The 14,520-nt window shown below is 46.3% G+C and carries 22 protein-coding genes; 5 read left to right on the forward strand and 17 right to left on the reverse strand.

The window, feature by feature from the left end:
- The first annotated feature begins 72 nt into the window (after window positions 1–72).
- Complete coding sequence (locus tag KNQ07_RS08550; protein WP_012369801.1) at window positions 73–1,005, forward strand: DUF1385 domain-containing protein; 933 nt, start codon at window positions 73–75, stop codon at window positions 1,003–1,005.
- A 20-nt stretch (window positions 1,006–1,025) separates the two neighbouring features.
- Window positions 1,026–1,427 carry an SA1362 family protein gene (locus KNQ07_RS08555; protein ID WP_012369800.1) on the forward strand — a complete coding sequence of 134 codons (402 nt, stop codon included), beginning with the start codon at window positions 1,026–1,028 and terminating at the stop codon, window positions 1,425–1,427.
- A gap of 49 nt (window positions 1,428–1,476) precedes the next feature.
- On the opposite strand, the gene hpt is transcribed toward KNQ07_RS08555, so the two are convergent.
- From hpt to KNQ07_RS08570, 3 genes are all read right to left on the reverse strand, one after another.
- A complete protein-coding gene (hpt, locus tag KNQ07_RS08560; protein ID WP_041261847.1) occupies window positions 1,477–2,004 on the reverse strand; it encodes a hypoxanthine phosphoribosyltransferase in 528 nt (175 codons plus the stop codon).
- A gap of 144 nt (window positions 2,005–2,148) precedes the next feature.
- Window positions 2,149–2,571 (reverse strand): transcriptional regulator MntR, encoded by a 423-nt coding sequence (gene mntR, locus KNQ07_RS08565; protein WP_012369798.1) that lies wholly within the window; start codon window positions 2,569–2,571, stop codon window positions 2,149–2,151.
- Between the two features lie 24 nt (window positions 2,572–2,595).
- Window positions 2,596–3,426, reverse strand: a complete 831-nt coding sequence (locus KNQ07_RS08570) for a lipoate--protein ligase family protein (protein ID WP_012369797.1) — start codon at window positions 3,424–3,426, stop codon at window positions 2,596–2,598.
- A 139-nt stretch (window positions 3,427–3,565) separates the two neighbouring features.
- Here KNQ07_RS08570 and KNQ07_RS08575 point away from each other — a divergent pair, with 139 nt between their 5' ends.
- Window positions 3,566–3,946: a rhodanese-like domain-containing protein gene (locus KNQ07_RS08575; protein ID WP_214766100.1), complete on the forward strand. Its 381-nt coding sequence runs from the start codon at window positions 3,566–3,568 to the stop codon at window positions 3,944–3,946.
- A 61-nt stretch (window positions 3,947–4,007) separates the two neighbouring features.
- Here the strand turns inward: KNQ07_RS08575 and gcvPB are convergent, their stop codons facing one another.
- From gcvPB to KNQ07_RS08640, 13 genes are all read right to left on the reverse strand, one after another.
- Window positions 4,008–5,486 carry an aminomethyl-transferring glycine dehydrogenase subunit GcvPB gene (gene gcvPB / locus KNQ07_RS08580; protein ID WP_214766102.1) on the reverse strand — a complete coding sequence of 493 codons (1,479 nt, stop codon included), beginning with the start codon at window positions 5,484–5,486 and terminating at the stop codon, window positions 4,008–4,010.
- Window positions 5,479–6,825 carry an aminomethyl-transferring glycine dehydrogenase subunit GcvPA gene (gene gcvPA, locus KNQ07_RS08585; RefSeq protein WP_012369794.1) on the reverse strand — a complete coding sequence of 449 codons (1,347 nt, stop codon included), beginning with the start codon at window positions 6,823–6,825 and terminating at the stop codon, window positions 5,479–5,481. The genes gcvPB and gcvPA overlap by 8 nt, the downstream gene beginning before the upstream one ends.
- A 14-nt stretch (window positions 6,826–6,839) precedes the next feature.
- Window positions 6,840–7,922 carry a glycine cleavage system aminomethyltransferase GcvT gene (gene gcvT, locus KNQ07_RS08590; protein WP_214766104.1) on the reverse strand — a complete coding sequence of 361 codons (1,083 nt, stop codon included), beginning with the start codon at window positions 7,920–7,922 and terminating at the stop codon, window positions 6,840–6,842.
- A gap of 182 nt (window positions 7,923–8,104) precedes the next feature.
- Window positions 8,105–8,419: a hypothetical protein gene (locus KNQ07_RS08595; RefSeq protein ID WP_012369792.1), complete on the reverse strand. Its 315-nt coding sequence runs from the start codon at window positions 8,417–8,419 to the stop codon at window positions 8,105–8,107.
- Window positions 8,416–8,898, reverse strand: coding sequence for a shikimate kinase (locus KNQ07_RS08600; RefSeq protein ID WP_012369791.1), 483 nt, complete (start codon window positions 8,896–8,898; stop codon window positions 8,416–8,418). Before KNQ07_RS08600 ends, KNQ07_RS08595 begins: the two co-directional genes overlap by 4 nt.
- Window positions 8,891–9,184: a hypothetical protein gene (locus tag KNQ07_RS08605; RefSeq protein ID WP_012369790.1), complete on the reverse strand. Its 294-nt coding sequence runs from the start codon at window positions 9,182–9,184 to the stop codon at window positions 8,891–8,893. The genes KNQ07_RS08600 and KNQ07_RS08605 overlap by 8 nt, the downstream gene beginning before the upstream one ends.
- Window positions 9,160–9,492, reverse strand: coding sequence for a hypothetical protein (locus tag KNQ07_RS08610; RefSeq protein WP_234944577.1), 333 nt, complete (start codon window positions 9,490–9,492; stop codon window positions 9,160–9,162). Before KNQ07_RS08610 ends, KNQ07_RS08605 begins: the two co-directional genes overlap by 25 nt.
- A 10-nt stretch (window positions 9,493–9,502) precedes the next feature.
- The gene (locus KNQ07_RS08615) at window positions 9,503–9,814 is read right to left on the reverse strand and encodes a PulJ/GspJ family protein (RefSeq protein WP_214766106.1); all 312 of its coding nucleotides are present in this window, start codon (window positions 9,812–9,814) and stop codon (window positions 9,503–9,505) included.
- 5 nt (window positions 9,815–9,819) lie between these two features.
- Window positions 9,820–10,287, reverse strand: coding sequence for a prepilin-type N-terminal cleavage/methylation domain-containing protein (locus KNQ07_RS08620; RefSeq protein ID WP_012369787.1), 468 nt, complete (start codon window positions 10,285–10,287; stop codon window positions 9,820–9,822).
- Window positions 10,250–10,567 (reverse strand): competence type IV pilus major pilin ComGC, encoded by a 318-nt coding sequence (locus tag KNQ07_RS08625; protein WP_012369786.1) that lies wholly within the window; start codon window positions 10,565–10,567, stop codon window positions 10,250–10,252. The genes KNQ07_RS08620 and KNQ07_RS08625 overlap by 38 nt, the downstream gene beginning before the upstream one ends.
- A 20-nt stretch (window positions 10,568–10,587) precedes the next feature.
- The gene (locus tag KNQ07_RS08630) at window positions 10,588–11,496 is read right to left on the reverse strand and encodes a type II secretion system F family protein (RefSeq protein WP_251135832.1); all 909 of its coding nucleotides are present in this window, start codon (window positions 11,494–11,496) and stop codon (window positions 10,588–10,590) included.
- A gap of 47 nt (window positions 11,497–11,543) precedes the next feature.
- Window positions 11,544–12,386 carry an ATPase, T2SS/T4P/T4SS family gene (locus tag KNQ07_RS08635; protein ID WP_214766110.1) on the reverse strand — a complete coding sequence of 281 codons (843 nt, stop codon included), beginning with the start codon at window positions 12,384–12,386 and terminating at the stop codon, window positions 11,544–11,546.
- A 59-nt stretch (window positions 12,387–12,445) separates the two neighbouring features.
- On the reverse strand, window positions 12,446–12,832 hold the full coding sequence (locus KNQ07_RS08640) for a Spx/MgsR family RNA polymerase-binding regulatory protein (protein WP_012369783.1): 387 nt from the start codon (window positions 12,830–12,832) through the stop codon (window positions 12,446–12,448).
- A gap of 225 nt (window positions 12,833–13,057) precedes the next feature.
- Between KNQ07_RS08640 and KNQ07_RS08645 the strand changes: the two genes are divergently transcribed.
- On the forward strand, window positions 13,058–13,321 hold the full coding sequence (locus tag KNQ07_RS08645; protein WP_012369782.1) for a DUF2626 family protein: 264 nt from the start codon (window positions 13,058–13,060) through the stop codon (window positions 13,319–13,321).
- A 48-nt stretch (window positions 13,322–13,369) separates the two neighbouring features.
- Here the strand turns inward: KNQ07_RS08645 and KNQ07_RS08650 are convergent, their stop codons facing one another.
- On the reverse strand, window positions 13,370–13,987 hold the full coding sequence (locus KNQ07_RS08650; RefSeq protein WP_214766112.1) for an MBL fold metallo-hydrolase: 618 nt from the start codon (window positions 13,985–13,987) through the stop codon (window positions 13,370–13,372).
- A 164-nt stretch (window positions 13,988–14,151) separates the two neighbouring features.
- Here KNQ07_RS08650 and KNQ07_RS08655 point away from each other — a divergent pair, with 164 nt between their 5' ends.
- Window positions 14,152–14,331 (forward strand): DUF2759 domain-containing protein, encoded by a 180-nt coding sequence (locus KNQ07_RS08655; protein ID WP_012369780.1) that lies wholly within the window; start codon window positions 14,152–14,154, stop codon window positions 14,329–14,331.
- The last annotated feature ends 189 nt before the right edge of the window (window positions 14,332–14,520 follow it).

Consider the following 14,520-nt stretch of genomic DNA (forward strand, 5'->3'; position numbering starts at 1 on the left):
TAGTGTTTTTCTACTAAATCGAGTAAAATGACGGTACACGATATTTTATTTGAAGATGGGATGCGTTGCTCTATGAAAACTGCTCAAGCGCCCGTCGGTGGACAAGCCATCGTCGAAGGGGTCATGTTCCAAAATGCCACACATGCCGTCTCAGCCATTCGTCGAAATGACGATACGATTGAAACGTTCGAACAAAAAAAACCGATCCGGCCACGAATCGCCGTCGGTAAAAAAATCCCGTTGATCCGCGGATTGTTTGCCTTAGTCGAATCGTCCGCGAACGGGGCAAGTCATATGAACTTTGCCAGTGACCGGTACGGGGTCAATCCGGGGGAAGAAGAGCCGGAAGAGGCTTCCCAAGGTCAACTGACGAAATGGCTTGGTGTCGCTGTCCTCGGTGTACTGTCGTTCTTTTTCGGAAAGCTGATGTTTACACTGCTTCCGGCTTTTCTAGCTTCTCTGTTCAGTTACTTCCCGGCGCTGTCCGGTCATGTGATTCAAAATGTACTGGAAGCTGTAATCAAGTTGACGTTACTTTTCAGTTATCTTTATCTGATTTCCTTGACTCCGCTCGTCAAACGGCTGTTTCAATATCACGGTGCCGAACATAAAGTCATCAACTGTGTCGAAAGCGGAAGGCCATTGACGGTCGAAAACGTCCGGACCAGCAGTCGCCTGCATTACCGTTGCGGTTCAAGTTTCTTGATTTTCACCGTCATCGTCGGCTTTTTCGTTTATTTAATCGTCCCGACCGACCCGTTATGGTTACGTCTCGTTTGCCGGATTGCGTTACTTCCTGTCGTCATCGGTTTATCTTTCGAGGTTTTACAATTAACAAATAAAGCCCAAAATATTAAAGGTTTACGCGTCATCGCCTTGCCCGGCCTGTGGTTACAGTACTTGACGACAAAAGAACCGGATGATTCTCAGATCGAGGTTGCGATTTACGCGTTTGAAGCACTCGAAAAACAGGAACATAACCTACATGAGAATGCACTTGGTTAATTGATAACAGGGGTGATAATATGATTAGACAACGGATTGGTTCTACATTCGCACTTGTCGTGTTACTGTTTGCGTTCGTCGGCTTTGGATATAAGCTCGCCAATGATCCCGGTAGTCTGTTTTCACAATTACTGTTTTTTGCGATTACAGCTGGAATCATCTTCCTGCTGTTTAAATTTTTAACACGCAACAGCGTCAACAGCAGCACAAATTCTCAATATCGAAAATCAGTTGCGCAGTCTAAAAAAATGTACGCTAAAAACAATCCTTCACCCCGCCGGACCGATTTTAAGAAGAAGCCGGTTAAAACAACGAAAACGGCTGCTTCTAGTAAAGTCCGCCCCCTTCGCGACCGATCAAAAGCACCACATTTGACTGTCATCGAAGGAAAAAAAGGCAAAAAGAAAAAACGTGCTTTTTAAATAAATCAACAGTAGCTGTGCGCCTTCGAGGCACACAGTTACTGTTTTTTTAATCCGTTTCAACCCAACCCACATATGGCAGATTCCGATACTCCTCGGCACAATCAATACCATAACCAACCACAAAATAATCGGGAATCTCAAATCCGACATAATCGGCATCGAGCGGTACTTCCCGTCGTGCCGGCTTGTCGAGTAACGTACAAATTTTCAAGACACCTGGTTTATGCAGCTTCATGTGTTCACACAAGAAACTTAAGGTATGCCCGGTATCGATGATATCCTCGATGACGACGACGTATTTCCCTTCGACATCAAGATCCAAGTCCTTTTTCAACTGGACGCGTCCTGACGAGACGGTTTTGGCCCCGTACGATGAACAGGCAACCGTATCGATTTGGACACTACCTTTGATTTCACGCATTAAATCAGCAGCAAATACCATAGATCCTTTTAACACGACGACTAAAACAATTTGCCGTCCTGCCGCATCACGTTCAATTGCAACGGCAAGTTCTTTTACTTTGGCGGCAAGTTCTGACTCTGATACCAACTTTTCCTTAATCACGATTTCCATAACCGGATGGATCCCCATCCGTCACCCCCTTCGATGATTTCACGGTCAGTATAGCATATTCGATGCCGATTAACCGTACTATAACGATTTTTTATTATATATCGTTCGTCTTTTAAGAATTTCCATACAAAAAAACAAGTACACTTATTCTTCCGGGTGTACTTGCTGGTGTTTTTGAAATTCTTCTTGTAATTCAGGACGTTCGGCAAAAAATTGAATCATCCCGTTGATCTTATCGAGCGCTTCAATACTGATGTGATGTTCGATCCCTTCCACGTCTTTGTAGATCAATGATTCATCTACTCCGACCAGGCGCAGAAAATCTTCCAACAACGCATGCCGTTCGACAAGACGTTTTCCGATTTTCCGTCCTTTTGCCGTCAGCATCAATCCGCGGTACTTTTCGTAGACCAGATACTCTTCCCGGTCTAACTTCTGGACCATCTTCGTGACAGACGACGGATGAACGCCTAACAGCTCTGCAATATCGGACACACGGGCATATCCTTTTTCTTCAATCAACATATAAATCTGTTCTAAATAATCTTCCATACTCGGAGTCGGCACGACATCACCTTCCAATCCATCTCTTTAGCGCTTCCAGTTCCATTCTTCACTACGATACTTCTCTGCTAACCGTTCAATTTCCTGCCATTGGGTGCTGTTGAACTCCAGCGGTCTGAAGGTCAGTTGAAGTGCGTCTTCAAATCCTTTTACAAAGGCAAGGCGGACTTCTTCGAATGAAACGGAGCGTCCCGCCAACTCATTTAAGGCAACCGCTTTTCCGGCAAATCGCGCTTTCATTCGTTCACGCATCGTCTCATCTTCGTAAAGAAAGCAATCAAACAATTCCCCTTCATCCACTGACAGCGGAACGGAACCATGTTGCAACACGACCCCTTGATGCCGGACTTGTGCACTTCCGGCCACTTTTCGTTTCCCGACCGCAAGTTCGTAATACGATGCCGCATCAAAACAGACGGCAGACTTCGGTTTTCGTAATTCTTCTTTTTCTTCTTCTGTCATCGGGACCGAAAATTCAACGGGAATGCCTAAATGATGGTACCCTTTACGGATTCCTTCTGTCAGCATCCGGTAACTTTCAATGACGGTTTTCGGGACCCCTTCCATCTGTTCGGGAAGAATCACACTGTACGTCAATTCATCCGCATGCAGGACAGCCCGGCCGCCGGTCATCCGGCGAACGATTGGAATCCCCAGCGCCTCGATCCGGTTTCGGTCAATATCTTTGGTCGCCCGTTGGAAATGACCGACACTTAACCCTCTTGGTTCCCATGAATAAAAACGAAGTGTCGGTGCCACCTCGCCGCGACCGACAAAACCGATTAAAGCTTCATCAATCGCCATGTTTAATGCCGGTTCCATTCTTTCAGTCGTCAATACTTGCCACTCTCTGATCAAGTGAACACCCCCAGAAACGTTTCCGTATTAGTGTATCAGACCCTTTCTATCCTGCGCAACGACGAGTCGATTGCCGAAATCGATTTCGTTTACTATAATGGTAAAGATGTTATATGAACGAAGGGGTTGGAACTTAGATATGGAAATCAGTACAATCATCACGATCGTATTATGGGTGGCTTTGATCGCTTATATCGTATGGCGCTTCATGCCGGTCAAAGGAATTACAAAACTTTCACAAGAAGAATTCCGGGCAAATTACCGGAAAGCACAAATTGTGGATGTCCGCGAGACACAGGAATTCAAAGGCGGACATATCATCGGAGCCCGTAACATACCGGTCAGCCAGATGAAAATGCGCGCTAAAGAATTACGCAAGGACATGCCGATCTATTTGTACTGCCAAGGCAACATGCGTTCGTCGCAAGCGGCCAAAGTCCTGAAAAAAGCAGGTTATACAAATCTGTATCAACTTAAAGGCGGCTTCAAGCAGTGGACCGGAAAAGTTAAACGCAGCTGATTCCTCTTATTTCATAACAAAAACCATCCCCGTCAACTGAGACGCGGGATGGTTTTTTGGTTTAAACGTGTACTTCTTGTTTCGGCTGATAACGTAAAATCGGCTTGCGGGCCGCTAATGTCTCATCCATTCGTTTAACGACCGTCGTATGCGGTGCGTTCAAGACGACGTCCGGTGTTTCTTCCACTTCTTTTGCGATCTGGAGCATCGCATCACAGAAGGCATCAAGCGTCTCTTTCGATTCGGTTTCCGTCGGTTCGATCATGATACACTCTTCGACATTCAACGGGAAGTAAATCGTCGGTGGATGATATCCGAAGTCAAGCAGACGTTTTGCGATATCGAGTGTCCGTACCCCAAGTGCTTTTTGACGACGGCCCGACAGGACAAATTCGTGTTTGCAATAGACGTCATAAGGGGCATCATATGCGCCTTTCAGACGTGCCAACATATAATTGGCATTCAAGACGGCTTCTTTTGAAACGCGGGCAAGTCCTGCGCCTCCCATTGTCCGGATATAACTGTAGGCCCGAACGTTGATACCGAAGTTTCCGTAGAACGGTTTGACACGTCCGATTGATTCCGGACGGTCGTAATCGAGTACAAAACCTTCTGCTGTCTTGGCAACAATCGGTTTTGGCAGATACGGAATCAAATCTTTTTTGACACCGACCGGACCTGAACCCGGACCGCCGCCGCCGTGAGGACCCGTAAACGTCTTATGGAGATTCAAGTGGACGACATCAAAGCCCATGTCTCCCGGACGTGCAATTCCCATGATTGCATTTGAATTCGCGCCGTCATAATACAGTTTTCCTCCGGCTTCATGGACCGCTTTCGCAATCTCAACGATATCCGACTCAAACAGACCGAGCGTATTCGGGTTCGTCAGCATCAATGCGGCCGTATCTTCCCCGACTTTACTCTTTAGGTCAGCTAGGTCAACTAATCCGCGCTCGTCAGATAAGACGGTCACCGTATCAAAACCAGCGACAGAAGCCGATGCCGGATTTGTTCCGTGGGCGGAGTCCGGGACGAGAACTTTCGTCCGTTTAAAGTCACCCCGGGCACGGTGATAAGCTTTGATCAACATTAATCCCGTCCACTCACCATGCGCTCCCGCTGCCGGTTGCAACGTCACTTCGTCCATACCGGTAATGACCGCAAGTTTTTCTTGTAAATCGTACATCAGTCCGAGAGCCCCTTGAACGCTCTCAACCGGTTGCAACGGGTGGATATGGGCGAATCCAGGGAGACGTGCCATATCTTCATTGATTTTCGGATTGTATTTCATCGTACATGAACCAAGCGGATAGAAACCGGAATCGACCCCGTGATTTCGGTTCGAAAGCGCTGTATAGTGACGGACAAGATCGAGTTCGGACACTTCCGGCAACTCGACGTCTTCCTGGCGCAGCAAATGGGCAGGCAGTAATTCTTCCGCCGCTACTTCATCAACCGTCGGAAGCGGTAAACTGTAGGCGACACGACCGGCTTTTGAGATTTCAAAAATCAATGTCTGTTCACTAGTTTTATGCATGAGTCAGTCCTCCTAACGCAGTCACGAATTGATCCAATTCTTCTTTTGTCCGTAGTTCAGTCGCACAAACGAGCATTTGGTTGCTCCGGCTTTCGTCGAACGTACCAAGCGGCAGTCCACCGATGATCCCGGCTTGCAACAACTGTTTGCCGGCTTCTGTCGCATCAATTGGCAATTCCACCACAAATTCATTGAAGCTCGGACCGTCGTCCACGATGTGGAAGCCTGCTTGAATCAATGATTTTTTCAAGGCGTAGGCCGTCTGGAGGTTGCGGGTTGCCAGTTCACGGATTCCGCGTTTTCCCAGTGCACTCATTGCAATTGATGCAGCCAAAGCGTTTAAGGCCTGGTTCGAACAGATATTCGAAGTCGCTTTATCACGACGTATGTGTTGCTCACGTGCTTGTAACGTCAGGACGAACCCGCGTTTTCCGTCCTCATCGACTGTCTGACCGACAAGACGTCCCGGAATTTTTCGCATCAAGGCTTTTGTCGTCGTGAAGTATCCACACGTCGGTCCACCGAAGCTCTGCGGAATACCGAATGGTTGGCAGTCCCCGATCGTAATGTCGGCGCCGAGCTTACCAGGCGCCTCTAACAAACCGAGCGCAAGCGGATTGGCCGAGACAATGAATAGACCGCCTTTCGCATGTGTCGCGTCCGCCAGTGCCTGTAAGTCTTCGACACGTCCATAGAAGTTCGGATACTGTACGATGACGCAGGCGACATCCTCCAGTGCATCCAGGTTCGCAATCGCCGTTTCCCCATTCACGAGCGGCAGCGTCTCCACTTCAAGCCCGGGACCGTTTGCATATGTCCGTACGACATCGTGTGCTTCCGGATGGACACCATCCGAGAGAACGATTGTTTTTTTCTTCTTGTGGGCACAGGCAAGCATCGCCGCTTCAGCCAGTGCGGTGATCCCGTCGTACATGGAAGAGTTCGCGACATCCATTCCTGTCAGTTCACAGATCATCGTTTGGTACTCGAAGATTGCCTGCAGCTCCCCTTGCGAAATTTCAGGCTGATACGGCGTGTACGCCGTGTAGAACTCAGACCGGAGTAACATATGGTTGACGACAGCCGGTGCATAGTGGTCATAAATGCCGGCACCGAGGAACGACGGGTACTGTTTCGTATTCATGTTTTGATCGGCAAGTTTCGAGAGCGTTCGAATCAAGTCAGTTTCCGGTAACGGAATGCCCACTTCTTCCAACGTCCCTTGGTCGCGTACACTTGCCGGAATATCGGCAAGCAGGTCTTCTATCGAGTCTGCACCAATCGTCTGTAACATTTCTTTTTCATCTTCTTGCGTCATCGGTAAATAACGAAAATCCATCTTTTATGTCCCCCTTATTTGCTCCGGCGATAGAATGGCGTATCAATTCGTTTTGCTGCCAGTTTTTTTCCGCGTACTTCGATTTCAAATGTTTCCTCGGTCGCATATTCCGTCGGCACAAGTGCTAACGCAATGGCTTTACCAATTGTCGGTGGTAATGTACCCGTCGTAACGAATCCGATAGTTTCCCCATTTACCAAAACAGGAGCATCTTGACGAGCGATCCCTTTATCCGTCAGTTCAAGACCAATCAATTGACGACGCGGTCCGTCTTCTTTCTGTTTCACCAAGACTTCCGATCCGACAAACGACTTCACTTGCGGTTTAACGGCAAATCCCATCCCTGCTTCAATCGGTGAAATCGTCGCTGATAACTCGTGTCCGTATAACGGCAGGCAGGCTTCAAATCGTAACGTATCCCGGGCACCCAGCCCGCACGGTACGACATCCGCTTCCAATAACGCATTCCAGACCGCTGATGCGTCTGATGACGGCATATACAATTCGAAGCCGTCTTCCCCTGTATAACCGCTGCGTGATACAAGCATCTCGACTCCAGCCAATTCTCCTTGCGCAAAGCGGAAAAATTTGATGTCTTCCAGCTTGAGTGCCGTCAGTTCCTGCAACACTTCAACAGCTTTTGGACCTTGAACGGCAATTTGACCGTAGGCATCCGATTGATTTTCAAGCAACACGTCCCCCGTCAGATACTGACGTAAGTGTGCTTCATCTTTCTCGATGTTGGATGCATTGACGACGAGCAGGTAATCCTGTTCGTCCAAACGATATACCAACAAATCGTCTACTGTCCCGCCGTCTTCTTGACATAAGACGTTGTATTGAGCCTGTCCGATCGCAATCTTCGAGATATCATTCGACAGCGTCTGTTGCAAAAACGCTAACGCATCTGATCCGGAAACAAATAACTCGCCCATATGGGATACATCAAACATCCCGACACGTTCCCGCACCGCTGTATGCTCTTCCTTGATGGATGAAAACAGAACTGGCATTTCAAACCCTGCAAAATCGACCATTTTCCCCTTTGGTGCAATGATGTCGAACAATGGCGTTCTCTTCAATGTCGTCTGACTCATACTTTTCCCCCTAATTACGAACATTTCCAATTCCTTTTCTCTTTATTGTTCAACTTTCAATTACATTCTACCAATTTCGAATCTTTTATTCTAGGTTTATTCGGAAATTGAACAAAAGGAAAGAGAGAAAGGACAAAGTCCCTTCTCTCCTATTGTTTCATATTCAGCCGATGAAAGCCATTTCAAAATGGTTTGAGTCCGGCAGTATGTTCAACTTCTGTTTTAAGACGTTGCCCTTCAGCAATGAGTTGACGTCCTCCTTGCTCGACACGCTTCCCTTCCGCGACCAAATGATCAATGTTTCCTTTAATTTGATCGATCCGGCTTGTCGTATGATCAATGCCCGTCTGCAACGTTTGTTGACGAATTGAAAAACGTTCCAGCAGTTGTTTGAGCACTGCCACATCTTTTGAAATTTTCTTCTTGTATAAGCTTAACCCGAAAATCACCAGACCGATGATGGCTAAGACGATAATTCCAAGATTGATCCAAATCATACGTTCTCCTCCAGTATCGATTCAATTTCTTTTGCCAGTTCGCGGACGGTTTTTGTTCCGTCCAAGCGGATATTGGCCAACCGTGCGTAAACGGGACGCCGTCTCCGAAATAACTTTTCGACTGTCATCCGTGATTTGACAAGTGGACGGGATGGATCTGTCCTGATCCGATTCCAGACCAGATGGAACGGCGTATCAATCCAGATGATGAGTCCCGATTCTTGCATGAGCGTCCGATTTTCCAAACGCTCGATAATTCCGCCTCCCGTGATGACAATCTCTGCTTCGCTGTTCCGTAACAATTCGACTTCCCGATCCCGAAATCCTGTTTCGCCGTATTTTGCGAAGAAATCCGTAATCGAACCGTATTCCTGGACGAAGCGTTCATCCAGTTCCTCGACATCGTAACGTGTCTGAAGGTGACGTCCAATCGCTGTTTTACCAGTTCCCATAAAACCAATCAAATAAACCTTATCCATTCGAAACGACCGCCTCGATTCTCTGTCCGTTATCTAGTATCGCTTCCATTTTAAAGCCTTTATCTGTCCGTGTACAGATAACCCGGCCAATCGGATACCGAACGGTTTCATCTTGACGGCAGTCGTCCGTCGCGGCTCGTACCAGCGACTCGAGTTGTAACGCCTCTTTCTCCAGTTGAATCTGCTTGACCGCTTCATCCATCTGATGACAGCCTAACAAGATGGCCACACCTATCCCGAGCAGGAGTAACAAGGTTTGAATCAGGATGAACCCGTGTTCTTGCACTGAACGGTTCGTTGACGCTGATTGAGCTCGAAAATCAGCGTCCGTCCTTCCTGCCGGACCTGATAATGCGTTACATCGTGGGCATAAGTCAGTTCGCCTCCAAATTCTTTTTTTAATCGGATTTGATTTTGGACACGGACGAGCCGCCACTTGATCGGCTCCTCTTCCGGATCGACGTCCACGCCGTGAACCTCATCCCCCTGCTTCTCACAAGAAGTACTTCGCCACATCAGCCGTTCAATCGTATGAAAAAATAACTCTTCATCCATCCGTTGTTCCTGATGTGCGGTACTGACGATTTGTGTCATAGCAATCAGACTAATCAATAAGAGTGGGCTCAGCCAAAGGACCAACGAAATTTCGAGGAGTGTCGTTCCGGATTGAGCTCGCCAAACAGAGCCCCTCACTACACCACATCCCTTCCCGGATATCGTATCCCGTTCTTTTTTCTGCGATTTGATCGGATGCCATTTGATCGAGCCGCCGCGTTTCGACCAGCAATTGATTTTTCTGCTTTTGAACAGACAACACAGGATCGATTGCGAGTATCAGGAAAAACGCGATGGCAACCATTGACAAGACGACTTCAAGGAGTGTGAATCCCTGTTGCTGAACACTTATATTTTTCACGGTTTTCACCTCAATTTTTGAATCAGCATCTGATAGTTGCCGAGTAAAAATTTGATTTCAAATGCTTGTGTCGTCGATTGACAGACCCAGGTCGAGGCATACGTCGAATGATAACTTTTAAAATAAATGATCCGTCCGTTTGAAGGTACGACACAGGAATGCCCCGGTTGAAACGTCCGTTGCCATAACAGCCGGTCATTCGCCATGACCAAATAACCTTTCCCGTCATTTTTCCAACGAAGCTGCATCTGATTCTGGTCACTCGTTTTAGAATACTGAATCAGTCGAAGTGTTTGGATATCCTGCTCGAGTATTCCAATGTCCTGTTCCAACGTATACAAGGCCGGCCGCCGCTCAATGACGGTCGGCAACAGTAACACTAACAGGCATCCGATCATTACTAGGACAACCGTCATCTCAATTAATGTAAATCCGTCATTTGACTTTCGTAAGTTCCCCAGTCTTCGCATCATACGTATAGGTCTCCTGATCGCAAGCAAGCTCGTTCGGTTTTTCCGCCGTTCCTCGATTGATGGTTTGCAGTGATTCCGGATATTTTTTCTCCTTGGCATAGTAAAGATTTACTTCGGAACGGATGACACGGATGTTTGCTTCGCAACTGACTCCTTTCGCCTGATCTTTCCCGCTCGTCATCGTCGGAATCAATACGAGTAAAAGCAAAGAAATGATCAGCAGGACAGCTGCCATTTCGAGCAATGTAAACCCTCGTTGATTTTGAATAAACCGTTTCATTTAATCGACTCCTCGTCTCTTTAAAATGGAAGTTGCTGAATCGCGAGTTGGATCGGATAATACAGAATCAAGAATAGTGTGCCTGTCATCACGGTTAATCCTCCGTACAATGCCGGTTCAATCAGCAACAGTTTCTTTTCGACTTCTTCCTCAATCGATTCATGTAACAATGCTGCCTGTTCCAGTAATAAAGGGCCTAAATCACCACTTTCCCGTGCAATATGAACCAATCCGACAGTTTCAACATCAATGATGTTTTCATCCTGCATCGCTTCCGATAATGGTTGACCGCTTTTTTGACGGTGATGCAACATCTGGTACATCTGTTTCTTTTTACCGGTTTGCCCTTGTTCCAAGGCATGAAAAGCTTCTTCCAATGAAAATCCGGCATCGATGAAGGAGCCGACCTCGATTGTAAACAGATAGCTGTAATACAAACGAAGCATTTTTTGAATCATCTTCATCCGCAACAGTCGTTTTATCGGTATACGGCGGATCAGAAGAATCAGTCCGACCATCGTTGTCAGCGGAGCAAATGCCATGACGTATTTGGCGGAAGGATGAATGAGGGGACGGACGAACGGAGGTAAGGTAGCCGGATTCGACATCTCGAGCAGGGAAGGAAATACGTAGAGGGCATAAAACATGAATAGCAACAGCAGACTGACAGCCAAGACAATTGGATAACGGGCCATCTTCCAAAACTTCTTTTTCATCTGACTTTCAAGCTCAAGTAATCGGATGACTTGTCGTAAAATCATCAGCGGACGTTCCGTTTGATCTCCTACTCTAAGTAATTGTTGTAACGCGGTCGGCAGGTTTAACGGTTCGAGGGCAAACGAAAGCCGGTTGCCCTGTTGTAATCGTTCTTGAATCTCACGAATGACCGGAATAAGCAAAGGGTCTTCAAAACGAATCAGTATATCCAATGCCTCTTTTGTTGAGATTCCTTTTGACAAGAGGCGATGGAATCGATTTAAGAACCGACCTTTGCTAGCGCTTGTAAGTTTTCGACGGTACAGCGCACGTTCCCCTCCTCCCGATATAGGTGAATGATTTTTTTGCATACTGATAATTCTTCTTTCGTTATACCTAATGTCCTTAATCGCAGCATCGCCTCAGCAATCGATCCTGCATGTAGCGTAAACAACACGACATGACCGCTCAGTGCCGCATTGATGGTCAATCGTGCCGCTTCCGCCGTTCTCACCTCACCAAAAGCAATCCAGTCCGGATCAGCCCGGAGAATTTCTTCAAAGCACCGGGTCGCATCAAAACCAGCCTTCGCATTTAACTCCAGCTGTAAAATTCCCGGTACGCTGCATTCGATCGGATCTTCGACCGAAATAATCCGTTTCCCTTCCATCGAGGCCATCAACGAGTAAAGCATCGTCGTTTTCCCCGCTCCTGTCGTGCCCGAAATGATAATGCATCCATGTGTTTGTTGTTTCATCCAGATTAAATCGTCTTCAGGATCAAGCAAACCGGCCGCAACTTTGTCAGACACGACCGCCCGGTAAAATCGCCAGGACATGGCATCACCATATCGGCTCGGTAAGAGGGAAACACGCATCCCGTTCTCTTCCAGAGGATAAAGACCGCTTTGAGGAATTCGTTCATTCTGTTCCTTTAGGTTGGCTTCATAGCGAACGTGACTGACGATCGACCGGTACTGGTCAATCGGTATCGAGGATTGTTCGTTTAACCCGCCATTCGCCCGACAGATGACTTGTGCCGTTTGGTCACCTGGAATAAAATGCACATCGGTCGCTCCAACCGTTTCAAATTGGTGAATCAATTGACTGATCTGTTCTCTCAACCCAACACCTCCTTAATCAAAAAATACAAAAAAAAAGAAGCCGAAACAAATCGGCTTCTTTAAGATACTTGGGCAATAATTCGGTTTTTACGTTTCGCAAGTGTCTCGAGTCCTGGTTTATCGTATCCGATTACAAGTTGTTTACCGTCAGTAATGATTGGACGGCGTAACAATTTTGGATTGTCACTCATCAAACGAAGTAGTTCGCTTAATTTCATGTCATCGACATCAATTCCCAAATCTTTAAATGCTTGGCTGCGTGTCGCCAGTAAACTTTCGATTCCATCTGTTGAAAGTTTAAGCAATTCCATCAACTCATCTACTGTTGGAGCATTTCTGAACAGATGACGTTCCTCTACATCAACATGTTCCTCTTTTAACCATGATTTCGTTTTACGACAAGATGTACAGCTTGGATACGTGAAAAATATCAACTCATTCGCCATTATTGCTCCTCCTCTCAAAATCTACGCTTCTCATTACAGAAAATATACCACGCATTCTTCCTTTTGTACACCTTTTGTACAACTATTGTACAAGATTTTTTCAAACTTCATCTTTTGTTCACAGTTATTCCTTAACAAACACTAGAACATGATGGACGGATGATTGTTTGCTTGGTAAAATAAGTACGTATATTGACTATCTGTCGGATTTAGGGGGTTATATGAATGGGGAGAATGTACCGCGTACTCGGATTTTGGACTGGCATCATTGCAGTCATGGCATTTATCGGCGCTCTAGGTGGAGATGCCAGCTCAAGTGAACATACGGATTCATTTTTAGTTATGGGCTTCGTCTTCTTGGCACAAACAGTATTTTTTGCAGCATTAGGCTATCTTCGCCTAACTGAAAAAACGTATGTCTACATTTTTGCAGCGTACTTAACAGTATTCTTTATCGTCTTCACGTATTGGTCCAACTTCCAAATGTGAACAAAAATCCCTCGCCTTCGAATGAAGACGAGGGATTTTTTCATTTCTTCAGAAAAAAGGATTGTGCTTGATTTCCTGACGTAACGTCGTTTCCGATCCATGTCCCGGATAAAATGTTGTATCGTGCGGTATTTCTGCAATGACACGATCGATGGACCGCATCAGTACGTCTTGATCGCCGCCTTCCAGGTCCGTTCGACCGACACTTCGTTTAAAAATCAGATCCCCTGCAAATGCAACCTGCTCTTTTTTAAAATAAAACGTCACACTGCCCGGTGAGTGTCCCGGTGTTTCCAAAACATGAAACTGAAACGGACCAATTTCCAAAGAACCGCTTGCCAACAATTGTTCTGCCGGCTTCACCTTTAATGGCGGCATGTTGAACTTAATCGATCCATTCAGATTCGGATTCGACAACCATTTCGTTTCATTTGGATGAATGTATGCCGGAGCCGACGTAAAACGCCGCAACATATCGACACCGCCAATATGATCGAAGTGGGCATGTGTTAAAAGAATGGCTTCGACCTTAGCATCGCGTTTTTCAATTTCATCAAAAAAACGCATATCTTCCGTTCCCGGATCAATCACTAAACATTTTCCTTCTTTAAAAAGAAGATAGCCGTTTTCCGAAGCCATACCTGAAGTAATACTTACGATTTCCATCTCATCAAACTCCTTTGTTGATATTCTTCTCTACTATACACGAAATTGTCGAAAGTTCGTCGTCCCCCCTCTCGACTTTATTCGCTCAGTCGGCTAAACTAAAAAGTGAGATTTAAGTGAAATCTTCGTGAACTTCATAACGTGATTTTAAGGGGGAATACGTCATGCATTTGGATCAACCAATCGGTTGGCTTTTCTTTATCGTTGCACTCGTCGGCGTGTGGGCCGTCTTGCGTTCACTTAAGAAACGTCAAATGTTTCCACTCGTATTTGCTGGACTGACTGTTATCTTATTCGGTTGGTTTGGTATTGCGACATTGATTTTCGGCGGAATTCCGTCATAATCATGGTTTACACAAAAAAGGTCAGCATTCCAAATCGGAGTGCTGACCTTTTTTGTAGCCTGACAGTGTGGAAGTAATACCTCAAAAAAAAAGACGGGAACTAGACTGACCTAGCAATATGAGACACATATAAAACACCTTGATTAGGCTGCCAGTACACCGTATTTTTTCGGTGTCAGGTAGCCTAAT

It is taken from the genome of Exiguobacterium sp. s145 (assembly GCF_018618835.1).
Classification (GTDB): Bacteria; Bacillota; Bacilli; order Exiguobacteriales; family Exiguobacteriaceae; genus Exiguobacterium_A; species Exiguobacterium_A artemiae.